The following is a 24,351-nucleotide window of genomic DNA, read 5'->3' as shown; positions in this document are numbered from 1 at the left end:
CGCATGAAACACTGTCTGTTGCTTGCCTCACTGTTCCTGACCGCCGCTTCCGGAGCGGCGGAACCCCCGACCGAAAAACTCGTGTTGAAGAACGACCGCGCGGAGCTCGTCTTCTCCGGCGGCAAGACCTTCCTGTTCGAATCCTATCGCTCCGAAGGTGCGGAGATGCTGCCTGCCGGGGGGAGTGCGACCCATCCCTGGCGTCTGGTCTATCGGGGCGTGAACGGCGAAAATCCGAACCTGCTGCCGCGGAACGGATACTACGACGGCGGAGAGCGTCTCGATACGCTGGGAATGGCGGCGCTGCGCTTCACCTGGCGTGTGCATCTCGACGGCGGTCCGGCCCGTGCTGTGCGCGTGACCGTTGCGCTCGGGGCCGATTCCGAACTTCCCGAGTGGCGTCTCGATGCCGATCTGCCCGAAGGGTGGGTGCTCACCGAAGCGGAGTTTCCCCGCATCGCCGTGGCGCGTCCCCGCGATGCGAAGGGCATCCTGCCCGTGGGCTACGGTACGGAGTATGCGATCGGAAACTCCGGTCGGCTGCAGGCGCGTTATCCCTCCTGCACGGGAACCATGCAGCTCGTCATGATGCACCATGCGGGAGGCACGGCCTATTTCGCCGCCGAGGATGGCCGGGGGTGCGGCAAGTGCCTCTGCATGGTGAGCGAGGGCAATGCCGTCGTCTTCGTACAGCAGATGACGACCTCCTATGCCTGGTCGGACGGAGGCCGCTTCGTGCTGCCCTGGCCGACGGTGCTGGGATTCAGCCGCGGGGGATGGCAGGCTGCGGCGCTCCGCTGGTACCGTCCCTTCACGTTCGAAACCCGCTGGGGCGCCCGTACGCTTGCCGACCGTCCTGTCGTGGAGTGGATCCGCAAGGCCGACATGTGGCTGCGCCCGAACGGTGCGGAACCCGGCGCCCGGGAGGCTCTGCGCAAGGCGTTGCGATTCTACGGCCGCGGTGTCGGCCTGCATTGGTACCATTGGCACGCCCGTCCTTTCGATACGAACTATCCGGAGTATTTCCCCGCGCAGGAGGGATTTGCCGAGGCCGTCGCCGAAGCGCAGCGCCTCGGGGCGCGCGTTACGCCCTACATCAACGGGCGGCTGTGGGATCCTGCGACCGACAGTTACCGGACGTTGCACGGTTCGGAGGCTTCGTGCCGCAAGGCCGACGGTACGCTCTATACGGAGGTGTACGGTTCCAAAGTGCCCAATACGGTGACCTGTCCCTCGTCGCCCGTCTGGCAGGAGGTGCTGCGCGACCTGAACCGGAGGATCCTCGCCGAACTGAAGACCGACGGCGTCTATATGGATCAGATCGGATGCGCCGGCAGCGAGGCTTGCTATGCCCCGGATCATCCCCATGCTCCGGGCGGCGGCGGATGGTGGCCGGCCGCCTACCGTGATCTGCTCGAAGGGATGCGCCGCGGTCTCTTCGGTTCCGACCGGGCGATGACCACCGAGGAGTGCGCCGAATGCTATATCGACCTCTTCGACATGATGCTCGTGGTCAATTCGCCTCACAATGCCTCCGTGCGCATGGTGCCGCTCTTCCCGCTGATCTACTCCGACCGCTGCATCTACAGCGGATATACCTATATTCCGTGGCGTTTCGACGACGGCTCGCTCCGTTTCATTACGATGAAGAGCCTGTTGTGGGGATCGCAGCTCGGATGGGTCGATCCCGAGATGCTGATGCGTGAGGAGAACCGTCTCGATGCGGAGTTTCTGAAGCGGCTGTCCGCATTCCGCCGCCGGCAGCACGACCTGTTCGTCGGCGGACGTTTCCTCGGCGAGATCGTTCCCCGGGGCGACAATCCGCGCCGGGAGATTCCGAACTACGAGACGACTCCCGAGGTGCTGGCCGCCGAGTGGGAGAGCCGCTCGGGGCGCCGGGCCTGCGTCGTGGTGAACATGGGCGACACGGCGCGCGGCGTGGAACTTCCCGACGGGCGGCGGATCACGGTTCCGGCGCTCGATGCCATACGTATTGACCGGTGAAACCAGAAACACGATAATAGTATGAAAACGACATTCTGGGCTCTCGTGGCCCTTTGCGCCTGTGCGGCGTGCGCGGACGACGACGGAAATCGCGCCTCGGGACGCGTTGCGGTTCCTTCGGATATCCGGATCGAACGGGTGGGAGCCGCCTCGGTGCGGGTCTCCTGGCAGGACAACAGTACCGATGAAAAAGGTTTCGACATCTGGGTGCGCGATGCCGCCGATGCCACGAACCGGTGGATCGCCGGATCCGTGGAGGCCGATCAGACGCGATATACGATCTCGCAGGGCCTCGAGGACGGTGCCAGCTACTTCTTCGGCGTGCAGGGTAAGGGCACGTCCGAGGCCGGCGATTCACGCGTCGTTTATGAGTTCTTCACGCTGACCCCGTCGTCGGAGCTTCCCGTGGTGGAGATCGACGGGCAGCCGACCGCCACGGCGACCTGTATCGCTGTGACGTACCGGATCGACAATGCGCCTTCGGATGCCCGCTACGGACTTTGCTGGAGCGCCGACGGCCTGCCCACGACGGAGGATGCGATGCAGTACGGTCCGGCGCTTCCCGAGGACGGCGGCGCCGTGCTGCAGGTCATTCCCAACGCCCTGCTCGAATACGGCAGGGAGTACACGGTCCGTGCTTTCCTGACCTCCGGCGGTGCGACCTGTTACAGCTCCGAAACGAAAGCCTCTCTCGGCGAGGAACCTCCGGCCGTCACCTTCGACTGGACGAAACTCTCGCACGAGTCGCTTCCGGCCGAGATCGGGCTCTACGAGACGACCGGCAAGCTCAACGGCCGCAATTTCCACGCCTGGTATGCCGTGGCCGACCTTTCGAAGGGTACGGTGGAGTTCCGCGTTTCGGTGCCCGAAGGCGCCGCGACGATCGAGGAGCAGTCGGCGGCCTTCGGCGGCGACTGCTACGTGATGATCAACGGCGGTTACTTCTACAACGGCCGCCATACGGGGATTTCCGTGGTCGATGGCGAGACCGCGGGAACGATCCCGGCCGTCCGCGGATCGCTCCGCACGTCCGATACCGAGGAGTACGATACGATGTATAACGTGACGCGCGGCCTGTTCGGTGTCGATGCTTCGGGAACCCCCGGCGTCTGTTGGGCCGGAACCGACGCCCGGGGGGCGGCCCGTTATTTCGATCGCCCGCTGCCTTCGGTCAAGGGGGAGGCTCGCTACGACGTCGTGAGTGCTGAAAACCCCGCTCCGGATATCGCCTGGATGCCGAAGTATGCCCTCAGTGCGGGGCCCGTGTTGCTCAAGGACGGCAAATGCCCGTTCGATTTCACCGAGACCCCGAAAGGCGCGGACTACTATCTGAGCAACTACGAGATCATGCCTTACGATATTTTCGGTGTCGGCGTATCGCCCGACCGCACGGCCGTAGGTAGCACTGCCGACGGCCGTATCGTGCTCTTCGTCTGCGACGGACGCATCGAATCGAGCCGAGGGGCCACACTCACCGAATTGGCGGCCATCATGAAGGGGCTCGGGTGTACGGATGCCGTGAATTTCGACGGCGGCGGTTCGACCGGTATGGTCATTGACGGCAAACATCTTAACGATACGACGGCCGAAGCGAGTCGGGCGGTGGTTTCTACGGCAGGATTCTTTAAAAAGAGATAAAATTTTTCTATTTTTGAAGCGCTTTGTGTTATTTTGTTTATAAAGTTGTCTTTCCATGAAAAAAAATCTCATCTGTTTCTTCCTTTTGGCAGGTTTGCTTTTCCCGTTTTCAGTATTATCCCAGTTGGTTTACCACGAGGGGTCGTCTTTTCCGGTTTACGGGAAATCCAGGGAATCCACTTTCGGGCGTTACACACGTCTGCCCGGATCGGTTGCAGATTTCGCACGGCGTCCCGTCTGGGACCTGGGGCTGCACTCGGCGGGACTGGCCGTTCGGTTCCGCTCCAACTCCACGACGATCTCCGTGCGGTGGACCAACACCTTCTGCAATTCGATGAACCACATGGCCCCTACGGGAGTTCGGGGCCTCGACCTCTACGCCTGGGTGGACGGCGGTTGGAGGTTCGTGAACTGCGCTCGTCCCGGAAGTGGAAAGACCACGGAGTCGAGGATCGTTTCGGATATGGTTCCGGAGGAGCGCGAGTACATGCTCTACCTGCCGCTTTACGACGGCATCGACAGCCTCTCGATCGGCGTTGATTCCTGCGCGATGATCGGCGCGCCCCGTCTTTCGTACCCCGTTCGCGAGCATCCCATTGTATTTTACGGAACGAGCATTTTGCAGGGCGGCTGTTCATCCCGTCCGGGGATGGCTCATACGAATATCCTCTCCCGGCGTCTGAACCGCGAGGCGATCAATCTGGGTTTCAGCGGCAACGGGCAGCTGGACTACGAGATCGCGCACCTGATGGCCGAAGTGGATGCGGGAGTCTTCGTTCTCGACTTCGTTCCCAACGTGACGGTCGAACAGATCGAGACGAAGCTGCTTCCGTTCTATCGCATTCTCCGAGACCGCCATCCGGACACGCCGATCGTCTTCGTCGAGGACCCTGTCTTTCCCCATACGTTCTTCGACGTGCAGGCCGCCGCGTCCGTCCGCCGGCTCAACGCGGCCCTTGCCGAACACTACCGGCGGCTCAGGGAAAGCGGCGAGCGCAATATCTACTACGTCAGCTCGGAGGATATGCTGGGCGACGACGGCGAGGCGACCGTGGACGGCATCCACTTCACCGACCTGGGAATGATGCGCTATGCCGACCTGCTGTATCCGGTTCTCCGGCGCGTACTGAAATAAAACGAGCCGGTTATGCGCTTTCTGTTTTCCGCGATGCTGTTGTGCACGCTATCCCTGCAATGTACGTTCTGCGGCGAAGAGACGTCGGCCTCTCCGCCTCCGTACCTGAAGCCTGTCCCTCCCGATGCCCTCATGGCCGAACCCTACGATTGGGAACTTTCCCGCCGGGCTGTACCCTCCGTTACGGATCTGGTGCTGATCTATGGCGGCGGGCACCATCGGACTCCGTATGAATGGGACAGAGAGCGTCTGTCCGACTACGTCACCTATACGGATCCGGACGGGAGGACGCAATGGCTCTTCGACGGCTTCCTGCTGCTGGAGATCATGGATCCCGACGGTAACGGAGGCTCCGGGGTGAAATTCGCCGACGGCTACACCTACGACGGTCGGCCGCTCCGCTCGGCCGACCGGGCCGCATGGCAGCGTCTGATCGACTATTGTTTCGGCGACGATACGGGCATCGGCGCCCTGGAGGACGCGGTGGCTGAGGCCGCCGCGCATCTCGGCGCCCCGGCCGTCAAACGCCGGGTGGTGGTCGCGATTCCGGAACCGATTCGCTATCGGGACGTCGATTCGAAGGTCACCCGATACTGGGGGAGTGTCGATGGCGAGGCGCTCGATTTTTCGGATGCGAACGATCGGTTGAAGGCTTGCAAATGGTTCATCGACACGGTGCGGGCCGAGTTCGACCGCCGGAAATACGCGCATGTCGAGCTTGGCGGGTTCTACTGGCTTGCCGAGAAGGACTCGGATACGAGCGGAATTCTGGGAGCGATAGCCTGTTACCTCGACGGGCTGAACGAAAGTTTCAACTGGATTCCCTATTTCGGCGCCTCGGGTGCACGTCAGTGGAAGTCCTACGGATTCCATTGTGCCTACTTGCAGCCGAACTATTTCTTCAGCGAATCGGTCCCCGAATCGCGCCTGGACGAGGCGTGCCGGATGGCCGAGGAGGCGGACATGCATCTCGAACTGGAGTTTGACGACAATGCGCTCGAGAGCCGGGGCAAGGCCGGCCGGCTGCGGGATTACATGTCGGCTTTCCGGCGTAACGGAGTGTGGTCTGACAAACGGCTGGCCTACTATCAGGGCGGCCAGTCGCTGCGGACGCTGAAATATTCGGCCGCAGCGGCCGACAGGGAGCTTTACCACGCGTTCTGCTCCTTCGTCGTGAGCCGTCCGATCCGGACGTCCCGGTGCGGTCCGGACGACATGCGAGGCGATCCGGGCCGTGTGCGGGACGTCGCCCCGGCCGTCGATTTGCACCGAAAGGGCCCGGAGGACGTTTTCTGAACGTTTCTCACGCTCCCCCCCCCGACCTGAAAACATCGTTTTTTATTCATTCACGGAAAACCACCAAAACAACGACCTATGACAAAATCCGCTTCCGCCCCGCGCAGAAACTACCTCCTCTCCTTGGGTATTCTGGCCGGTATGTTCTTCATCTTCGGAGCCGTTTCGTGGGTGAACTCCATCCTGATTCCCTATTTCAGGATATGCTGCGAGCTCACCCATTTCGAGTCCTATTTCGTCTCCTTCGCCTTCTACATCGCCTATTTCATCATGGCCGTACCCTCCGGCATCCTGCTGAAAAAGGTGGGCTTCAAGCGTGGAATCATGTACGGATTCATGCTTACGGCCCTGGGGGCCTTCGTTTTCGTCCCGGCGGCCCTTTTCCGTCAGTTCGAGATTTTTCTGCTCGGACTGTTCTGCATCGGTACGGGGCTGGCGGTCCTCCAGACCGCGGCCAATCCCTACGTGACGATCCTCGGTCCGATCGAGAGCGCGGCTCAGCGCATGAGCGTCATGGGCGTCTTCAACAAGACGGCGGGCATCATCGCCCCGCTCATCCTGGCGGCGCTGATTCTCCGGCCCGAGGACAGCGAGCTGTTCGCACTGATCGACTCCGGGACGCTCGACGCCGCGGCGAAAGCCCCGTTGCTCGACGGCCTGATCCGGCGCGTCATCGTTCCTTATGCGGTGCTGGGCGTGCTGCTGCTGCTCGTGGGCGTGGGCATCCGCTACTCCGTTCTGCCCGAGATCGACACCGACTCGCAGAACTCCGCGTCGGGGGCCGACGACACGCCCGGGCGGCGGAGCCTCTTCGATTTTCCGTATCTCTGGCTGGGAGCTCTGGCGATCTTCTGTCAGGTGGGCGCTCAGGTCGTCGCCATCGACACGATCATCAACTACGCGGGGTCCATGGGCATGGACCTTGTCGAATCCAAGGTTTTTCCCTCGTTCACGCTGACCTGCACGATGATCGGCTTTCTGTCGGGCATCGTTCTGATTCCGAGGTACGTCACGCAGAAGCAGGCGCTCGTCGTCTGCTCCACTCTGGGACTTCTGCTCTCGCTGGGGGTCGTGCTGTGCGATTTCGGGGTGACGCTGTTCGGACACCGGGCCAACGCCTCGATCTTCCTGCTCAATGCGCTGGGGCTTCCCAACGCGCTGATCTACGCCGGCGTGTGGCCTTTGGCGATCCGGGGGCTGGGGCGGTTCACCAAGATGGGGTCCTCGCTGCTCATCATGGGCCTGTGCGGCAATGCGATTCTGCCGCTGGTCTATGGCTTCGTCGCCGAGCGCTGCGGCATGCGCATGGGCTACTGGGTTCTCGTGCCCTGCTTCCTCTACCTGGTCTTCTTCGCCGTGAAGGGGTACAAGATCGTGCGCTGGCCCTGGCAACGAATCGAAAACAACGGATGATATGGAACGTCTGATACTGACGAACGGAAACGTGATCCGCCCGACGCGGATCGAGTCCGGCATGGCCGTCGTCTGCCGCAACGGCCGTATCGAGCGGATTCTTCCCGGAAATGGGGTGACGCCCGAACCCGGCGACCGGGTTATCGACGCCCGGGGCGGATATATTGCTCCGGGATTCATCGACATGCACGTGCACGGCGGTGGCGGGCACGACTTCATGGACGGGACGGTCGAGGCTTTCCTCGGCGTGGCCGAGACCCATGCGCGCTATGGTACCACGGCGCTCGTTCCCACGACGCTGACCTGTACCGACGAGGAACTTTACCGGGTGTTCGAGGTCTTCCGCGAAGCCGGCCGGTGCAACAAGCGCGGGGCGCGGCTGCTCGGCCTGCATCTCGAAGGACCCTATTTTTCGCACCGGCAGAGCGGCGCCCAGGATCCGCACTATCTGAAGACCCCCCGCCGCGAGGAGTACGGGACGATTCTCGAAGCCGCCCCGGAAATCATCCGCTGGAGTGTCGCTCCGGAGCTGGACGGCGCTCTCGAAATGGGACGCGAACTGCGCCGTCGCGGGATTTTGGCCTCTGTGGCGCATACCGACGCCGTGTATGACGAGGTGGTCCGCGCCCATGAGGCGGGATATACCCACATGACGCATCTCTATTCGGCCATGTCTTCCGTGACGCGGCGCAACGCCCGCCGTTATGCCGGAGCCGTCGAAGCGGCTTATCTGATCGACGCGATGACCGTGGAGATCATCGCCGACGGCGTGCATCTGCCTGAGGCGCTGCTGCGTTTCGTTTACAAGTTCAAGGGAGCGGACCGTACGGCGCTCTGTACCGATGCGATGCGCGGTGCGGGAATGCCCGACGGAGAGTCGGTTCTCGGCAGTCTCCGCAACGGCCGGCGCGTGCTGATCGAGGAAGGCGTGGCGAAACTTCCCGACCGTTCGGCATTTGCCGGAAGCGTCGCGACGACCGACCGTCTGGTACGCACGATGGTCGGTGCGGCGGGAGTGCCGCTCGTCGAGGCCGTGCGGATGATGTCGCTCACGCCGGCCCGCATTCTCGGGCTGGATGCCCGCAAGGGCTCGCTCGACGAGGGCAAGGATGCCGATATCGTCGTTTTCGATTCCCGAATTCATGTCGTAACCACAATTTCTGAAGGTCATGTTCTCTATACCGAATAATTTCCGTACGTTCAGCCGGGAAATGCTGAACGTCAAAGTCTTTTCCACGACCGGGGAGATGGGGCGCGCCGCGGCCGCGGAGGTCGCCGCCAAGATTGTCGAACTGCTCGGAAAAAAGGAGGAGGTCAATATGATCTTCGCCGCCGCCCCCTCGCAGGAGGCATTCCTGAACAGCCTGATTGCCGATAGCCGTATTGACTGGACACGCATCAATGCCTTCCATATGGATGAATACATCGGTGTCGGCCCTTCGGCGCCGCAGAGCTTCGCGCACTTCCTGCGCGAGCGGATCTTCGACCGGGTGCCTTTCCGTTCGGTCTATTGCCTCGACGGACTGGCCTCCGACCGGGATGCCGAGTGTGCGCGCTATGCCGGTCTGCTGCAACGCTATCCGGTCGATATCGTTTGCATGGGAATCGGCGAGAACGGCCATATTGCCTTCAACGACCCCGATGTGGCGGATTTCAACGATCCGAAACTGGTGAAGGTTGTGGCGCTCGATCCCGTCTGCCGTCAGCAGCAGGTCAATGAGAAATGTTTCGAGCGGCTCGATCTGGTGCCCTCCGAGGCGCTGACGCTGACGGTTCCCGCATTGCTGCGGGGTCGGTGGCTCTTCTGCATCGTCCCCTTCGCCAGCAAGGCCGAAGCCGTGCGGTGCACGCTTTACGGAGAGATCTCGGAACACTGTCCCGCGAGTGTGCTGCGCAACGAGGCGGATGCGTGCCTCTATCTGACTGCGGAGAGCGCCCGGTTGCTTCCCGCCGAATGACGAACCCGTTCCGAAACGAAAAACTACCGACCATGAAAAAACAGATTCTCATCATCGCATGCCTCCTCGCCGCGGTCTTCACCGTACGGGCCCAGGGGGTGATCCGTATCGGCATCATCGGCCTCGATACGTCGCATTCCACCGCCTTTACCGAACTGCTCAACGGTACGTCGGACGATCCGCTCGTCCGTGAGTTCGAGGTCGTTGCGGCCTATCCCTACGGATCGACGGCAATCCGGTCGAGCCGCGACCGCATTCCCGGATATATCGAGACCGTGAAGAAGTTCGGCGTGGAGATCACCGCGTCGGTCGCCGAACTGCTCGACAAGGTCGATTGCGTGTTGCTCGAGACGAACGACGGCCGCCTGCATCTCGGACAGGCCGTCGAGGTCTTCCGCTCGGGAAAAATCTGCTACATCGACAAACCGCTTGGCGCGACGCTCGGCGAGGCCATCGCCATCTACGAGATGGCCGAACGTTACGGTGCGAGCGTCTTCACCTCTTCGGCTCTGCGCTATTCGCCGCAGAATGCGGCGCTGCGTCGCGGCGACTTCGGCAAGATCCTGGGTGCCGACTGCTATTCGCCCCATACGGTCGAGCCGACGCATCCCGATTTCGGATTCTACGGCATCCACGGCGTGGAGACGCTCTACACGCTGCTGGGTACGGGTTGTGAGGCCGTGAGCCGTATCCACTCGCCGATGGGCGACATCGTGTCGGGACGTTGGAACGACGGACGTCTCGGCACGTTCCGCGCCGTCGTCAAGGGCCCGGCCGTCTATGGCGGTACGGCCTTTACGGAGAAGGGGACCGTTGCCGCGGGCGGATACGCCGGCTACAAGGTGCTGCTCGACGAGATTCTCCGCTATTTCAAAAGCGGTGCGAGCCCCGTATCGAAGGAGGAGACCCTCGAGATCTTCACTTTCATGAAGGCTTCGAACATGAGTCTCGAACGCGGCGGACGTACCGTTATGATGGATGAAGCCTATGCCGAAGGCATGAAGGAGGCGCGCAGGCTTCTCAAGGCTTACGACGAATAGACGCAAGACGATGAAACGCTTCGAATCGCTCCTGCGCCTGCTGCCCGCCGTGCCGCTCCTCTTCGCTTCGTGCTCGGGAAGTGCGGGACAGCGGCCCCTGCGTCTGGTCGTGCTCGATCCGGGCCATTTCCATGCGAGCCTGTTGCAGAAGAACGCCCTTGCGGAGCTTTCGGACACGGTCCGTGTCTATGCCCCGGAAGGAGAGGAGGTCGAACAGTACTTGGCGGCCGTAGCCTCCTACAACGGACGTGCGGAAGAGCCTACCTCCTGGCGGGAGGTGGTCTATACCGGTCCCGACTACCTCGAGCGGATGGTCGGCGAGCGTGCCGGCGACCTGGTCGTCCTGGCCGGAAACAACCGGAAGAAAACCGGTTATATCCTCGCGTCGGTGAAAGCCGGATATCATGTGTTGTCTGACAAGCCGCTGGCTGTCTGCCGCGAAGACTTCGATACGCTGCGTGCGGCCTATGCCGAAGCGCACCGCCGCGGCGTATGGATCTGCGACCTGATGACCGAGCGGTATGATGCGCTCAACGTTCTGACCCGCAATCTGATGCACGATGCGGAGCTGTTCGGGGACCTGCTTCCCGGATCGGCTGACGATCCGTCGATTTCGATGCGCAGCATCCACCACTTCTTCAAGTCGGTGTCGGGGCGGCCGCTGATTCGCCCGGCGTGGTATTACGACGTGGAGCAGCAGGGCGAGGGGATCGCCGACGTTACGACGCATCTGATCGACCTGGTCTTCTGGCAGTGCTTTCCCGAGAATCCCGTACGCTATGAGACGGATGTCGAGGTGCTGGCGGCCAGTCATTGGCCGACCGCTGTCCGTGCGGAGGATTTCCGTCTATCGACGGGTGTCGAACCGTTCCCGCCCTATCTGGAGAAGTACCTCCGCGACGGGGTGCTCGAGGTGATGGCCAACGGCCGGATACTCTTCCGCGTAAAAGGGGTGCACGTCGGCATGGAGGTGGTCTGGAATTGGAGCTCGCCGAACGGCGAGGATGCCTTTTCGTCCGTGGTGCGCGGCAGCCGGGCCTCGATCGAGGTCGTGCAGGACGAGACGACGGGAAATGTCAAGTCGCTCTATGTGCTGGCGGCCGGAGAGGCCGATCCCGCGCAGACGCTGACGGCTTTGCGGCGGCGCGTTGCCGCCCTGCAGCCGGATTATCCCGGGCTGCGGGTCGTGGAGACGGATATTCCGGGTCGTTTCCTGGTGGATTTGCCCGTTGCGGCGCGTCCCGGGCATGAGGTGCATTTCGGACAGGTGGCCGAGCGGTTCCTTCGGAGTATCCGCACGGGCGAGATGCCCGCATGGGAGGAGGCCAATACGCTGGCGAAATACTACATTACGACGATGGCCGTGGAACAGGCCCGCACGGCGTCGCCGGAATAAAAACGAAAGGGCCGCCGGAAGGCGTATGCTGACGACCGAACGGGAGTATTATGCGGAAGAGTCGTTCTTCCATGGTTTCGTGCCGCATGTCATGGGCACGCGGTTCGATCTGTTGATTGCAGGTATCGACTTGCCGCGGGCGGATGCGCTCTGGGAGCGGACAACGGCCCTTCTGGAGCATCTGAACCGGGTCTTCGACCGCTTCGATCCCGCGAGCGAGGTCGCACGGGTGAATGCCGCGGCCGCACGCGCCCCCGTAGAGGTCGGGCCCGAACTTGGCGAAGCGTTGCAGTCTTGCCGGACGTATTGCGAACGGACCGAGGGGCTTTTCGACATCACCCTCCGGGATCTCTCCCGCGTTCGTCTCGGCACGGAGGCGGGTGTCGTCAGCGTCCGCTTCGACGGGGAGGAAACGTCGCTCGATTTCGGCGGCTTCGCCAAGGGCTATGCGCTGAAGAAGATCGGCGTGCTGTTGCGCGAAGCCGGTGTCGGATCGGCCTTCGTCGATTTCGGCAACAGCTCCATTCTCGGCATCGGCCGTCATCCTTACGGCCCCTGCTGGCGGGTGAGCCTGCCCGATCCTGCAACGGGGAATGCTTTGGCCGAGTTCGACCTCGTGGACCGGGCCCTCTCCGTGTCGGGCAATACGGCGGCCCATACGGAACATATCGTGAATCCGCATACCGGCCTGCGTGACGCCTCGCGGCAGATCGTGGCGGTCGTCGCCGACGATCCGCTCGATGCCGAAGTGGTGAGCACCGCGTGGATGATCGCCGGCGAACCGCAACGGCGGCGTATTGCCTGCGGATTCGACAAACTGGAAGTTTACGCATACATATTGCATCATGGATAGGAAGAATGGCGGAGCGGAGATAAGTCGCAGGGATTTTTTGAAGAACATGGGGCGCCTGACCGGCGGCGTGACGCTGCTGGCCGCCACGCCGTGGCTGACGTTCTGCACTCCTGAGAAGCATCGGGAGATTGCGGGCGAACGGGCCCGTGTGGCGCTCATCGGCACGGGGTCGCGCGGCCAGTACCATCTCCACAACCTGCGGGCGATCCCCCATGCCGAAGTGGTCGCCCTGTGCGACGACTACGAACCCAACCTGCGGGCGGCGCAGCGGTTGTGCCCCGGGGCGAAATGTTATACGGATTACCGCCGGCTGCTCGAGGACCCCTCGATTGACGGCGTTATCGTCTCTACGCCGCTCGACTGGCATGGGCGGATGACGCTCGACGCCCTGGCGGCCGGCAAGCATGTCTTCTGCGAGAAGGCGATGGCCCGTACGCTCGACGAGTGCCGGGCGATCTACGATGCCTACGGGCGGACGGACCGGGTGCTCTATTTCTGCATGCAGCGCATGTACGATGAGAAATACATCCGGGGCATGGAGCTGATCCGTTCGGGACTGATCGGCGACGTGGTCGGCATGCGCTGCCACTGGTTCCGCAACGCCGACTGGCGCCGTGCAGTGCCGTCGCCCGAGCTGGAGCGGCGGATCAACTGGCGCCTCTATCGGGAGAGTTCGGGCGGTCTGATGACCGAGCTGGCCTGCCATCAGTTGGAGGTGTGCAACTGGGCCGCAGGGCGTATGCCCGAGGAGATCGCGGGCATGGGCGACATCGTTCATTGGAAGGACGGCCGCGAGGTCTATGACAGCGTGAATGTCATCTACCGCTACCGCGACGGCCGCAAGATCTGTTACGAGTCGCTTATCTCGAACAAGTTCAACGGCATGGAAGACCAGATTCTCGGAAGCCGCGGCACGATGGAGCTGGCCAAGGGAGTCTATTACCTCGAGGAGGACCGCTCGGCGTCGGGCATCCGCCAGCTTATCGGGCAGATGAAGGACCGGGTTTTCGCGGCGATTCCGGCGGCGGGGCCGAGCTGGCGTCCCGAAACGCGTGTGGAGTATCCGCCGCATCCGATCGTCGAGGGGGCGATCCACGTGAACGGCGGTCAGAGCATGGTCGGCGCCGACAAGGACGGATCGGACATCATCCTCTCGGCCTTTTGCCACTCGTGCATCACGGGCGAGAAGGCTCCCAATGTCGTCGAGGAGGCCTACTGTTCGACGGTGCTCTGCCTGTTGGGCAACCGGGCCATGGAGGAGCTGCGCACGATCCGCCTCCCCGAGCAGTACCGAATTCCCTACATGAAATTTTAGACCATGAAAGATCTTGTTATCTCCGCACGCCGCATCCGTCGCGAGATCCGCTTTGCGGCGGCGGCTTTCATCGTCGCTTTCCTGACGAATCTCTATGCCGTCGTGCGTTTCGACCGTCCGTGGTACGAGCTTTTCACGCAGATGGGTTACGTCGTCGTAATTACGGCGGTGATCTACCTGCTGCTGTGGATCCCGCGGCTGCTCGCGGCGCTCGTTTCGCGTATGGGAGGCCGCCGCGGATGACTTTTGCGTTTTTTGAAGGTTCATTGTCGGGATTGACGAGCCGTAATCCCCGTAAAATCTCTAATTTTGGATAAACATTACGACCTATGACTACGAGAAGAGACTTCATTAAGAAACTGATGACGGGGGCGGCTGCCGTATCCTTGGGAAGCGTCTTGCCCGGCGTGGTGTCGGCACGGGCCGCCGGAGCCAACGAGCGCATCCGGATCGGCGTGATCGGCGTGAATTCGCGCGGCAATGCCCTGGCTCAGGGTTTTGCGAAGATGAGGGACTGCGAGGTAACCTGTGTGTGCGATGTCGATTCGCGCGCTTTGGCCAAATGCCGCGAGGATATCGCCAAGGTCTGCGGGCGCAAGCCCCGCGGCGAGCGGGATCTGCGCCGTCTGCTCGAGTCGGAGGATGTCGATGCCGTGGTGATCGCCATGCCCGACCACTGGCATGCCGCCGCGGCCGTCATGGCCATGAAGGCCGGCAAGCATGTCTATCTCGAGAAGCCTACGAGCCATAACCCTGCGGAAAACGAACTGCTGATCCGCGCGGCCCTGAAATACGACCGTGTGGTGCAGGTGGGCAACCAGCGCCGTTCGTGGCCCAACGTGATCGAGGCCGTTGCGGCGATCCGCGCCGGCGAGATCGGCAGGGTGCGCTACGCCAAATCGTGGTATGTGAACAACCGCCCGTCGATCGGCATCGGCAGGGAGGTTCCGGTCCCCGGGTGGCTGGACTGGGATCTGTGGCAGGGCCCCGCGCCGCGCGTGAAGGCTTTCAGGGACAATGTCGTACACTACAACTGGCACTGGTTCTGGCACTGGGGAACGGGCGAGGCGTTGAACAACGGTACGCACTTCGTGGATATTCTCCGCTGGGGTCTCGGGGTCGAGTATCCCACGCTGGTCACCTCCGTGGGCGGTCGCTACCGCTTTCAGGACGACTGGGAGACGCCCGACACGCAACTCATTACCTATCAGTTCGGCGACGAGGCCTCCTGTTCGTGGGAGGGCCGCAGTTGCAACGGCACGCCGGTGGACGGCTTCGGTGTGGGCACGGCCTTCTACGGCGAGACGGGCACGCTCTTCATCAGCGGCGGCAACGAATACCGGATCGCCGACATGGGCGGCAAGACGGTCAAGGAGGTGCAGAGCGCCCTGAAGTTCGAAGAGGGCAATCTGCTCAATCCCTCCGAGCAGCTCGATGTCATTCACTTCCGGAACTGGTTCGATGCGATCCGCAAGGGCGAGAAACTCAATTCGGGAATCGTCGATGCCTGCATCAGTACGCAGTTGGTCCAGTTGGGCAACATCGCTCAGCGCGTGGGCCGTTCGCTGCGGATCGACCCGACGACGGGCCGCATCCTCGACGACCGCGAAGCCGGCGACCTCTGGGGCCGCACCTACGAAAAGGGGTGGGAGATTCGCGTCTGACACCGCGTCGGAAACGCATGGGATAAAAACATAACGTATTATATACTAACGATATGCAAAGGAGAATGCTCGTCTCCCTGTATGGGGTGTTGTCTCTGTTGATCGCCGGATACGAAGTCTCGGCACAACCCGCCCCGGGGAAATATCTGCCGATGACCGATATTCGCGACCTGGTGCTGATCTATCAGGGTGGTTCTCACCGCATGGACTACAACGCCGAACAACTGCGTCCCTATGTCGTCCACGAGGACCGCTTCGGGAACCGCGACTGGCTCTTTGACGGCTTCCTCTTTCTGGAGTTCGACAGCGGCAAGGGGGTCTCGTACCATGTACGGGGCTCCGCGCTGCTGGCCAGAAAGGAGGACTGGGCCTGGCTTGTCGATCGGCATTTCGAGAGCGGCAAGGGCATTGCGGCGCTCGACGACTGCATCGCGGCGGCCGTTCGGGAGTTGGGAGAGCCGCCCTTCCGTCACAAGGTGGTGATCGGGATTCCCGAGCCTCCGCGCGGTCAGAAAGACTGGGGCGAACTGGAAGGCCGCAAGTTGGATTTCTCGAATGAGGAGGATCGCATAGCCGCCTGCAAATGGTATGCGGATCTCCTCGAGGAACGTTTCCGCAGCAGCGGTTTTCGGCACCTCGAGTTGGCCGGATTCTACTGGCTGCCCGAGATACTGCGGCAGAGCCGCGAGGTGACCCGCGCCCTGGGCGACTACGTGCGGAGCAAGGGGCTGCGCTTCTATTGGATTCCCTACTACACCGCCCAGGGTTACAGCGAGTGGCGCGATCTGGGTTTCGATGCCGCCTACTTGCAGCCGACCTACTTCTGGAACCGCAAGATCGGCGACGAACGGGTAGATCGGGCCTGTGAGTTGGCCCGGACCTACGGCATGGGGCTCGAAATGGAGTTCGACATGCGGGCTTCGGTGAAGTCGGAGGAGTGCCGCCGCGACCGCGGCATGGGCTATATGTCGTCGTTCCGCAGGAACGGAGTTTACCGCTCTTCGGCGATCGCCTACTACGAAGGGGGCGGCGGGGTATATTATTTTACGAAGACCACGGCTCCCGAAGACCGGGCCTTTATCGATACGCTGGCCTACTTCATCCGCGACCGCCGGCATCGGATGCTCGACGGAGCGAAACCCGACTTCCGGGAGACGTTCGGCGGAAAGCGCCTTGATACGGCTTCGTGGAACGAGGCGCCGGGCGGCAAGGCCGTCGTGCGGCGCGGACGCCTGCTGTTGAAGGGTACGACCCGCCTCGACACGCGCGGCCGGTGGGATCTGCAATACGGCACGATCGCCGTGCGGGCCCGCATCCGCTCGCGCAATCCCGAAGCGAAGGCCCGCATCCGCCTGCTGCCCGTCACGGAGCGGCTCGGAGCGTGGCCCGACAGCGGCGACCTGTTCCTCATGGACTACGACGGATCGCGGCCCGGCGCTGTGGCCTGCGGTGCGAACACGATGCAGATGAACGAGGTGAAACTGCAAAATATCAAGCGGTCGGTCCTGCCGGTCGAGAACTTGTACGACGGATTCCATACCTTTGTCTGCAAGTGGACCGAACGGGATGTCGTCTTCTCGGTGGACGGCACTGCGGCCAACATCCAGGAGGACCTCTTCGACAGCCGTTTTTCGTACTATCCGCAGGGATGGCCTTTCAACTGCGACCGTTTCTATCTGGAGATCTCGACCGAGGCGCCCGACGGCGAGGCCGTACTTGAAGTGGAGTTCGCGGAGGGATTGCCCGACTGATTGTTTCATGATCGAGATATTAAGATACCGCGAATGAAGAAGGTGGTTACTTTCGGGGAGATCATGTTGCGCCTGGCGGCCCCCGGGAATCAGCGATTCTGCCAGGCGAACCGGTTCGATGCCACGTTCGGTGGCGGGGAAGCCAATGTTGCCGTGTCGCTCGCCAATTACGGTTACGTGGCGCAGTTCGTAACGCGTATGCCCGAGAACGATCTTGCCGCGGCCTGCCTGATGGACCTGCACAAGTACGGAGTCCGTACCGATCATGTCGTTTTCGGAGGCGAGCGGCTCGGCATCTATTTTCTGGAGACGGGAGCGGTGAGCCGTCCCGGCAAGGTCGTTTACGACCGGGCGCACTCCTCGATGGCCGGGATCCGCCCGGGGATGATCGACTGGGAGCGGGTATTCGAGGGAGCGTCGTGGTTCCATTGGACGGGAATCACGCCGGCGATCAGCGCCGGAGCGGCCGAAGCCTGCCGGGAGGCCGTCGAAGCGGCCAATCGGATGCAGGTCCCCGTTTCGTGCGACCTGAATTACCGCGACAAACTCTGGAAATACGGCAAGACGGCCGCCGAGGTGATGCCCCGCCTGGTGGCGGGCTGCGACGTGGCGATCGCCAACGAGGAGGATGCCGAGAAGGTCTTCGGTATCAAACCCGAGGGTTTCGACGCTGCGACTGCGGGCGGCGGGATCGACAGTCGCCGTTTCGGGGATGTCTGCCGCCGGCTCATGGAACGTTTCCCGCGTCTGCGGAAGGTGGCCGTCACCCTGCGCGGGTCGATCAACGCGAGCCGCAACACCTGGGGCGGGGTGCTCTGCGACGGACGGCGTCTCTACCGTTCGAAACGTTACGACATCACGCATATCGTCGATCGTGTGGGCGGCGGCGACTCCTTTGCCGGCGGGCTGATCCACGGCCTGCTCGCCTGGCCCGGAGACGATGCCCGGGCTCTGGAGTTCGCGGCGGCGGCTTCGTGTCTCAAACATACGATCGACGGCGATTACAACCTCGTCTCCGCGGAGGAGGTCGAGCGGCTGATGCGGGGCAACGGCTCGGGACGCGTCTCCCGATAAAAACAGGCGATATGGCACGATTCGACTTTTTGGAGGTGCTCTGCACACTCCGCGATACGGGCATGGTTCCCGTCTTTTATCACCGGGACGCCGCAGTGGCCTGTCAGGTCCTGAAAGCCTGCTATGAGGGCGGCGTCCGCGCGTTCGAATTCACGGACCGCGGGGATTTCGCCTGCGAGGTTTTCGCCTCGCTCGTGAAATACGCCGGGAAGGAGTGTCCCGAAATGGCACTCGGTGTCGGTTCGGTGACCGACGCGCCTACGGCGGCGTCCTATCTGAACTGCGGGGCGGACTTCGTGGTCGGTCCCTGTTTCGTGGAAGAGGTGGCGCGGCTGTGCAATCGCCGGGTTGTCCCTTACGTTCCCGGCTGCGGGACCGTTGCGGAGATCGTGGCGGCCCAGGAGGCGGGCTGCAACCTGGTGAAGCTCTTTCCGGCGGGATGTGCGGGCGGACCTTCGTTCGTGAAGAGTGTCCGCGGACCGCTCCCGCGCGTGCAGATTATGGCGACGGGCGCCGTGGAACCTACGGAAGAGAGTCTCCGGGCGTGGTTTGAGGCGGGCGTCGCCTGCGTCGGCATGGGGTCGCGGCTATTTCCCGCCCCGCGGCTTGAGGCGGGGGACTGGATGTGGATCGCCGGCAAATGCCGCTTTGTTCTCGGGGTGATCCGGAGCTGCCGGCGGAAATGACCGTTCCGTTATCGGAAAATTCAAAAAACCATCGGATATGAGAAATCTCTTCAGTGTCGGAGACCGCGTCATCGTCATCACGGGCGCGGCGGGGATTCTGGGATCGGCCATGGTCCGCCACTTTGCCGAGCAGGGAGCGCAGGTCGTCGTCTTGGACCGCAATCTCGAGGCGGGAGAGCGGCTTGCCGCAGAGGTCGCGGCCGAGGGGGGCCGTGCCGCGGCGTATGCGACGGACGTTCTGGACCGTGCGTCGCTTGCGGAAAACCATGCGGAGATCATGGACCGTTTCGGTCGTATCGACGTGCTCATAAATGCCGCCGGGGGCAATATGCCCGGGGCGACGATCCCTCCTGACAAGACCTTCTTCGACCTCGATCCCGAGGCGGTGCGCAAGGTCGTCGATCTGAATCTTTTCGGAACGATCCTTCCGACGATGGTCTTTGCCCGCGCGATGACCGAACGGGGCGAGGGGTCGATTATCAACATCGCTTCCGAATCGGCCCTGCGTCCCTTGACCCGCGTGGCGGGCTATGGCGCGGCGAAGGCTGCCGTAGTGAACTTTACACGCTACATGTGCGGGGAGCTGGCCACGAAGTTCGGTGCCGGGCTACGCGTGAATGCCATTGCTCCGGGTTTTTTCCTTACGGAGCAGAACCGCACGCTGCTGACGAATCCCGACGGAAGTCTCACGCCCCGGGCACGGACGATTCTGGCCCATACGCCCTTCGGGCGTTTCGGCGAGCCCGGGGAGCTGCTCGGCACGCTGCAATGGCTTGCGAGCGACGCGTCGCGTTTCGTTTCGGGAACGCTGACGGTGATCGACGGCGGATTCGACGCCTTCTCGATCTGAACGGTCTGGACGACGATTGATTCTAAAACGAACGAACATGTATTTGTGCAAACAATCCTGGCGCTGGTACGGGCCCGATGATCCGGTCGGTTTGCGGGATATCCGTCAGGCGGGCGCCACCGACGTCGTGCATGCGCTGCACCACATACCCAACGGCGAGGTGTGGCCGGTCGGGGAGATCAGGCGTCGCAAACGGCTCATCGCCGAAGCAGGACTCGTGTGGAGCGTCGTGGAGAGCGTTCCCGTCCATGAGCAGATCAAGACTCGTACGGGCGATTTCCGTCGCTATACGGAGAACTACAAACAGACCTTGCGCAACTTGGCCGCCTGCGGTATCCGTTGCGTGACTTACAATTTCATGCCGGTGCTCGACTGGACCCGCACCGACCTCTCCTTTGCCATGCCCGACGGTTCCCGGGCCCTGCGTTTCGAGCGCGACGCCTATGTCGCATTCGATCTCTTCGTTCTGAAGCGTCCCGGAGCCGGGGTTGAATACGACGACGAGGCGAAGGCACGCGCCCGCCGGCGGTTCGAACGGATGTCCGCAACCGAAAAGAACCGGTTGGTGCGCAACATGATCGCCGGACTTCCCGGTTCGGAGGAGAGTTTCACCTTGCGGCAGTTCCAGGAGGCGTTGGACCGTTACCGCGACATCGACGCGGAGCAGTTGCGGCGGCATCTGATCCTTTTCCTCGGGGAGGTCGCTCCGGCAGCCGACGAGGCGGGGGTCGTGCTGGCCATTCATCCCGACGACCCTCCGTTCCCGATTCTGGGGCTTCCGCGGATACTCTCTACGGCCTCCGATTTCCGGCGGCTCGTCTCCGAGGTGCCCTGCTCTTCGAACGGTTTGTGTCTCTGTACGGGATCGTTCGGCGTGCGTGCGGACAACGATCTTCCCGCCATGATGCGTGAGTTCGGCGATCGGGTCCGCTTCGTGCATCTGCGCAACACACGGCGCGATGCCGACGGAAACTTCGTCGAGACGGACCATCTGGAGGGCGATACGGATATGTACGAGATGATGAAAGCCCTTCTGGAGGTCGAACAACGGTACAAGGTCTCGATTCCGGTGCGTCCCGACCACGGACACCAAATGGGAGACGACTTGAAGAAAAAGGGCAATCCCGGCTATTCGTATGTCGGACGCTTGCGAGGCCTCGCCGAACTGCGGGGGCTCGAGACGGGCATAGCCCGTTCGCTGTTCTCCGAACAGTCGCAGGGCGTCTTGGCGATCCCTCGCACCCTCGGACGATGATCCGATGCGGACTGTCCGGCCGGGAGCGTACGGCCACGCGAAACCCCGGTGTCCGGGAAGCTCCCGATGCCGATGTGCTTGCGCGGATTTCTTACAGCGCCTCGCCCACCACGTAGGTGCTGCCGCCGATGAAGATCATGTCCTCCGCGCCGGCCAGCTCGCGGGCCCGGGCCACTGCGGCCGGGACGTCGGCGACGGCCTCGCCCCGCAGTCCGTAGATCGCGGCCTTCGCGGTCAGCTCCCCGGCGGTCATGGCGCGGTCGGAGTGCGCCTGCGTGAAGATATAGTGCGCCTCGTGCGGCAGCAGCGGCAGGATGTGCGCCAGGTCCTTGTCGCGGACGAATCCCATGACGCAGAAGAGCCGTTTGCAGGGCGTGGCCTTCAGTTGCCGGGCCACATAGGCGATGCCGTGGGCGTTGTGTCCCGTGTCGCATACCGTGAGGGGCGCATCGCCGATCTTCTGCCAGCGGCCGTGCAGCGACGTGTGGGCCGCGGCGTCGCGCATTCCCTCGAGGTAGGCGCGGCGCGAGATCGTCAGCGGCGTCTCTTCGTGCAGGAAGTCGATGGCGGCCGAGGCCGTCACGACGTTGCGGCTCTGGTAGATGCCCCGCAGGTCCAGTTCCACGTCGAAAGTCCGGTCGTCGCGCGTGCGGCGCAGGCTGAACGACTGCCGGTCTCCCCGCTCGGTGCAGCTCTCGCAGCGGAACTCCCGTTCGGCGTAGATCACCTTCGACTTGTTCGCGGCGGCGGCCTGCTCGATCACGCCGTCGTAGCGTTCGTCTGCCTCGCCGATGAGAACCGGGATGCTCTTCTTGACGATGCCGGCCTTCTCGGCGGCGATCTTTTGCAGCGTGTCGCCCAGCAGCGCGGTGTGCTCCAGCCCGATGTTGGTGATGATGCTCAGGATCGGGACGACGATGTTCGTGGCGTCGAGCCGTCCCCCGAGTCCTGTTTCGATCACGGCCACCTCGACGTCGCTCTGCGCGAAGTAGTCGAAGGCCATCGCCGCGGTCATTTCGAAGAACGACAGCTCCAGATCGACCATCTTTTCGCGGTGCTTGTCCACGAAGTTCACCACCTTCTGCTTGGGAATCATCTCGCCGTCCACGCGGATCCGTTCGCGGAAGTCCTGCAAGTGGGGCGAGGTGAAGAGCCCCGTGCGGTAGCCGGCCTGCTGGAGCACCGAGGCGATGATGTGCGCCACGGAGCCCTTGCCGTTGGTTCCCGCGATATGGATGGTGAAGAAGTTGCGCTGCGGATTGCCCAGGTGGCGGCAGAATGCGGCGATGCGCTCCAATCCCGGCTTGTAGGCCGTCGCTCCCTGGGTTTCGAAGGCGGGCAGCGACGAGAAGAGGAATTCGAGGGTTTGGGTGTAATTCATGGTGTACGGTGTTATTTGACGAGGTAGTTTCGGCGTTTGACGCGGTAGGCGACGAAATAGAGCATGCAGAGCAGCAGCACGTATTCCGCGATGCGGGCGATGTAGTCGCCGTAGCGGGTGTAGAAGGTCTCCTGCGACGAGAGCGGCACGTCGGCCGTGATGACGCCGCGCTGTTCCCAGCCCAGCGTCTGCCCCACGTCGCCGCGCGCCGAGATGAAGCCCGACCGTCCGGTGTTGGCCGAGCGGGCGATGGCGCGGCGGTGCTCGATGGCCCGCAGGCGCGAGATCGAGAAGAGGTGTTTGTAGCCGGGCGTGTCGCCCCACCAGCCGTCGTTGGAGATGATGGCCAGGAACTGTGCGCCGCGCCGGACGAAGTCGCCGCAGAAGTCGCCGTAGAGCCCTTCGTAGCAGATCGCCGGGCCGACCGTCGCCCCGGCGTGCCCGAACGCCGTGCCGTGCTGGCCCATGCCGATCTGGCCCAGCGTGCCCCCCAGGTCGATGACGAGGAACTTCAGCACGTCGAACACCCACGTCGGGGTGTTCTCCACGCCGATCACCAGCCGTCCCTTGTGGTGGAGGCTGACACGTCCCGCGGAGTCGATTCCCACGGCCGTGTTGAAGATGTCGTAGTAGCTGCCGTCCAGCCGGTTGTAGCGTGCCGTGGGGGTCTGCGCCCCGGCCTCGTAGCGCCGCAGCGTGTTGGCCCCGGTGACGAGCATCGCTTCGGGATGCGCCGTGCGGAGCGAGTCGGTCAGCTCCAGCCAGAATGCGCCGGGCGTCCGCCCGCCGGGCGCGTCGGAGAGTGACGGCTCCCAGTAGTGTTCCGGTACGGCGGTTTCGGGCAGCAGGATGAACTGCGCCCCGGCGGGAACCTCGTGCAGCAGCTCCGCGATGTTGCGCTGCTGGCGTTCCGCGTCGCCGTGGAATTTGTCGTAGCAATCGACGTTGGGCTGGACGATGCTGACGCGGACCGTCCCTTCGTCGGGCTGCTTCCATCCGCACCGGATCGCCAGCGAGGCGGCCAGCGGCAGGACGACGACGGCCGCCGCCGCGAGACTGCGCCGCAGCGTGCGCCGCCGGAGCGCCTCGAAGACGGCCATATTGCTCGCCAGCACCCACAGCGATCCGCCGAAGACGCCCGTGTATTCGTACCACTGCACGGCCCAGACCTCGTGCGAGAAACCGTTGCCCAGCACGAGCCACGGCCACGAGAACTCGCCGGTCGTGTACCAGTATTCGGTGGCGATCCACGCCGCGGCGAGCGTGGTGTAGGCCAGCGCCGCGGGGGCTTTTTTCGAAACGGTGTGGAACAACATGAAGGCGATCATGTTGAGGGTCGTCGAAGCCAGCGTCGCGGCGAACGGCCCGACGGGCGTGGCGTTCCATATCCACCAGATGGTCAGCGCGTTCCACAGGACGAACGTCAGCGTCGCCCAGCCGAACATGCCCCGCCACGAGCGGCGCGAGCCGTCGTACGAGCCGCTGATCCACAGCAGGGGGACGAATCCGACGAGCAGCGTCAGTCCCGTCATGCCCAGCCAGCCCGTCGAGAGCAGGAGAGCCGAGAGAGTTGCCGCCGCGAGTTTTCGAGACATGGGAAGGCCGTGTGTGATTTTACGTTTTTACGTGAGGCAAAAGTAGT

20 protein-coding genes are annotated in these 24,351 nt (G+C 63.0%); 18 read left to right on the top strand and 2 right to left on the bottom strand.

The features are described 5' to 3' along the window. Positions 1-3 precede the first annotated feature (3 nt). From FME97_RS05330 to uxuA, 18 genes are all read left to right on the top strand, one after another. The gene (locus tag FME97_RS05330; RefSeq protein ID WP_141428223.1) at positions 4-2,004 is read left to right on the top strand and encodes a DUF6259 domain-containing protein; all 2,001 of its coding nucleotides are present in this window, start codon (positions 4-6) and stop codon (positions 2,002-2,004) included. Between the two features lie 21 nt (positions 2,005-2,025). Then, the gene (locus FME97_RS05325; protein WP_141428222.1) at positions 2,026-3,642 is read left to right on the top strand and encodes a phosphodiester glycosidase family protein; all 1,617 of its coding nucleotides are present in this window, start codon (positions 2,026-2,028) and stop codon (positions 3,640-3,642) included. Positions 3,643-3,697: 55 nt separating this feature from the next. Continuing rightward, positions 3,698-4,777 (top strand): SGNH/GDSL hydrolase family protein, encoded by a 1,080-nt coding sequence (locus tag FME97_RS05320; protein ID WP_141428221.1) that lies wholly within the window; start codon positions 3,698-3,700, stop codon positions 4,775-4,777. Between the two features lie 12 nt (positions 4,778-4,789). Then, entirely contained in the window at positions 4,790-6,073 is a 1,284-nt protein-coding gene (locus FME97_RS05315; RefSeq protein WP_141428220.1) for a DUF4855 domain-containing protein, read from the top strand. 78 nt (positions 6,074-6,151) lie between these two features. Next, complete coding sequence (locus FME97_RS05310) at positions 6,152-7,486, top strand: sugar MFS transporter (RefSeq protein WP_141428219.1); 1,335 nt, start codon at positions 6,152-6,154, stop codon at positions 7,484-7,486. 1 nt (position 7,487) lies between these two features. Next, the gene (nagA, locus tag FME97_RS05305; protein WP_141428218.1) at positions 7,488-8,675 is read left to right on the top strand and encodes an N-acetylglucosamine-6-phosphate deacetylase; all 1,188 of its coding nucleotides are present in this window, start codon (positions 7,488-7,490) and stop codon (positions 8,673-8,675) included. Then, the gene (locus tag FME97_RS05300) at positions 8,656-9,444 is read left to right on the top strand and encodes a glucosamine-6-phosphate deaminase (protein WP_141428217.1); all 789 of its coding nucleotides are present in this window, start codon (positions 8,656-8,658) and stop codon (positions 9,442-9,444) included. The genes nagA and FME97_RS05300 overlap by 20 nt, the downstream gene beginning before the upstream one ends. A gap of 32 nt (positions 9,445-9,476) precedes the next feature. Next, entirely contained in the window at positions 9,477-10,484 is a 1,008-nt protein-coding gene (locus FME97_RS05295; protein ID WP_141428216.1) for a Gfo/Idh/MocA family protein, read from the top strand. A 10-nt stretch (positions 10,485-10,494) separates the two neighbouring features. Further along, a complete protein-coding gene (locus FME97_RS05290) occupies positions 10,495-11,880 on the top strand; it encodes a putative oxidoreductase C-terminal domain-containing protein (RefSeq protein ID WP_141428215.1) in 1,386 nt (461 codons plus the stop codon). 25 nt (positions 11,881-11,905) lie between these two features. Beyond that, entirely contained in the window at positions 11,906-12,733 is an 828-nt protein-coding gene (locus FME97_RS05285) for an FAD:protein FMN transferase (protein ID WP_141428214.1), read from the top strand. A gap of 46 nt (positions 12,734-12,779) precedes the next feature. Beyond that, entirely contained in the window at positions 12,780-14,048 is a 1,269-nt protein-coding gene (locus tag FME97_RS05280; protein ID WP_394344260.1) for a Gfo/Idh/MocA family protein, read from the top strand. Positions 14,049-14,051: 3 nt separating this feature from the next. Beyond that, positions 14,052-14,291: a hypothetical protein gene (locus FME97_RS05275; protein WP_141428212.1), complete on the top strand. Its 240-nt coding sequence runs from the start codon at positions 14,052-14,054 to the stop codon at positions 14,289-14,291. A gap of 86 nt (positions 14,292-14,377) precedes the next feature. After that, positions 14,378-15,712: a Gfo/Idh/MocA family oxidoreductase gene (locus FME97_RS05270; protein WP_141428211.1), complete on the top strand. Its 1,335-nt coding sequence runs from the start codon at positions 14,378-14,380 to the stop codon at positions 15,710-15,712. 53 nt (positions 15,713-15,765) lie between these two features. Continuing rightward, positions 15,766-17,463, top strand: coding sequence for a DUF4855 domain-containing protein (locus FME97_RS05265; protein WP_141428210.1), 1,698 nt, complete (start codon positions 15,766-15,768; stop codon positions 17,461-17,463). 33 nt (positions 17,464-17,496) lie between these two features. Continuing rightward, on the top strand, positions 17,497-18,537 hold the full coding sequence (locus tag FME97_RS05260; protein ID WP_141428209.1) for a sugar kinase: 1,041 nt from the start codon (positions 17,497-17,499) through the stop codon (positions 18,535-18,537). Positions 18,538-18,548: 11 nt separating this feature from the next. Beyond that, a complete protein-coding gene (locus tag FME97_RS05255; RefSeq protein ID WP_141428208.1) occupies positions 18,549-19,223 on the top strand; it encodes a bifunctional 4-hydroxy-2-oxoglutarate aldolase/2-dehydro-3-deoxy-phosphogluconate aldolase in 675 nt (224 codons plus the stop codon). Between the two features lie 37 nt (positions 19,224-19,260). Continuing rightward, positions 19,261-20,073 carry an SDR family oxidoreductase gene (locus FME97_RS05250; RefSeq protein WP_141428207.1) on the top strand — a complete coding sequence of 271 codons (813 nt, stop codon included), beginning with the start codon at positions 19,261-19,263 and terminating at the stop codon, positions 20,071-20,073. A gap of 37 nt (positions 20,074-20,110) precedes the next feature. Continuing rightward, positions 20,111-21,328: a mannonate dehydratase gene (uxuA, locus tag FME97_RS05245; RefSeq protein WP_141428206.1), complete on the top strand. Its 1,218-nt coding sequence runs from the start codon at positions 20,111-20,113 to the stop codon at positions 21,326-21,328. A gap of 91 nt (positions 21,329-21,419) precedes the next feature. Here uxuA and FME97_RS05240 read toward each other — a convergent pair whose 3' ends face one another. Together FME97_RS05240 and lnt are read right to left on the bottom strand one after the other, a co-directional pair. Next, positions 21,420-22,709 (bottom strand): bifunctional folylpolyglutamate synthase/dihydrofolate synthase, encoded by a 1,290-nt coding sequence (locus tag FME97_RS05240; protein WP_141428205.1) that lies wholly within the window; start codon positions 22,707-22,709, stop codon positions 21,420-21,422. Positions 22,710-22,720: 11 nt separating this feature from the next. Beyond that, the gene (gene lnt / locus FME97_RS05235; RefSeq protein ID WP_141428204.1) at positions 22,721-24,304 is read right to left on the bottom strand and encodes an apolipoprotein N-acyltransferase; all 1,584 of its coding nucleotides are present in this window, start codon (positions 24,302-24,304) and stop codon (positions 22,721-22,723) included. Positions 24,305-24,351 lie beyond the last annotated feature (47 nt).

Origin of the sequence: Alistipes dispar, assembly GCF_006542685.1 — a bacterium.
GTDB classification, from domain to species: Bacteria; Bacteroidota; Bacteroidia; order Bacteroidales; family Rikenellaceae; genus Alistipes; species Alistipes dispar.
This window is presented reverse-complemented; position numbering and strand designations above follow the sequence as displayed.

Bases quoted from the DNA above. Each gene is read 5' to 3' on its own strand.
- FME97_RS05260 (WP_141428209.1), top strand. From the start codon at position 17,497: ATGAAGAAGGTGGTTACTTTCGGGGAGATCATGTTGCGCCTGGCGGCC.
- FME97_RS05250 (WP_141428207.1), top strand. From the start codon at position 19,261: ATGAGAAATCTCTTCAGTGTCGGAGACCGCGTCATCGTCATCACGGGC.
- FME97_RS05255 (WP_141428208.1), top strand. From the start codon at position 18,549: ATGGCACGATTCGACTTTTTGGAGGTGCTCTGCACACTCCGCGATACG.
- FME97_RS05310 (WP_141428219.1), top strand. From the start codon at position 6,152: ATGACAAAATCCGCTTCCGCCCCGCGCAGAAACTACCTCCTCTCCTTG.
- FME97_RS05280 (WP_394344260.1), top strand. From the start codon at position 12,780: ATGGGGCGCCTGACCGGCGGCGTGACGCTGCTGGCCGCCACGCCGTGG.
- FME97_RS05290 (WP_141428215.1), top strand. From the start codon at position 10,495: ATGAAACGCTTCGAATCGCTCCTGCGCCTGCTGCCCGCCGTGCCGCTC.
- FME97_RS05330 (WP_141428223.1), top strand. From the start codon at position 4: ATGAAACACTGTCTGTTGCTTGCCTCACTGTTCCTGACCGCCGCTTCC.
- FME97_RS05295 (WP_141428216.1), top strand. From the start codon at position 9,477: ATGAAAAAACAGATTCTCATCATCGCATGCCTCCTCGCCGCGGTCTTC.
- FME97_RS05240 (WP_141428205.1), bottom strand. From the start codon at position 22,709: ATGAATTACACCCAAACCCTCGAATTCCTCTTCTCGTCGCTGCCCGCC.
- FME97_RS05320 (WP_141428221.1), top strand. From the start codon at position 3,698: ATGAAAAAAAATCTCATCTGTTTCTTCCTTTTGGCAGGTTTGCTTTTC.
- FME97_RS05300 (WP_141428217.1), top strand. From the start codon at position 8,656: ATGTTCTCTATACCGAATAATTTCCGTACGTTCAGCCGGGAAATGCTG.
- FME97_RS05325 (WP_141428222.1), top strand. From the start codon at position 2,026: ATGAAAACGACATTCTGGGCTCTCGTGGCCCTTTGCGCCTGTGCGGCG.
- FME97_RS05315 (WP_141428220.1), top strand. From the start codon at position 4,790: ATGCGCTTTCTGTTTTCCGCGATGCTGTTGTGCACGCTATCCCTGCAA.
- FME97_RS05265 (WP_141428210.1), top strand. From the start codon at position 15,766: ATGCAAAGGAGAATGCTCGTCTCCCTGTATGGGGTGTTGTCTCTGTTG.
- FME97_RS05285 (WP_141428214.1), top strand. From the start codon at position 11,906: ATGCTGACGACCGAACGGGAGTATTATGCGGAAGAGTCGTTCTTCCAT.
- lnt (WP_141428204.1), bottom strand. From the start codon at position 24,304: ATGTCTCGAAAACTCGCGGCGGCAACTCTCTCGGCTCTCCTGCTCTCG.
- nagA (WP_141428218.1), top strand. From the start codon at position 7,488: ATGGAACGTCTGATACTGACGAACGGAAACGTGATCCGCCCGACGCGG.
- uxuA (WP_141428206.1), top strand. From the start codon at position 20,111: ATGTATTTGTGCAAACAATCCTGGCGCTGGTACGGGCCCGATGATCCG.
- FME97_RS05270 (WP_141428211.1), top strand. From the start codon at position 14,378: ATGACTACGAGAAGAGACTTCATTAAGAAACTGATGACGGGGGCGGCT.
- FME97_RS05275 (WP_141428212.1), top strand. From the start codon at position 14,052: ATGAAAGATCTTGTTATCTCCGCACGCCGCATCCGTCGCGAGATCCGC.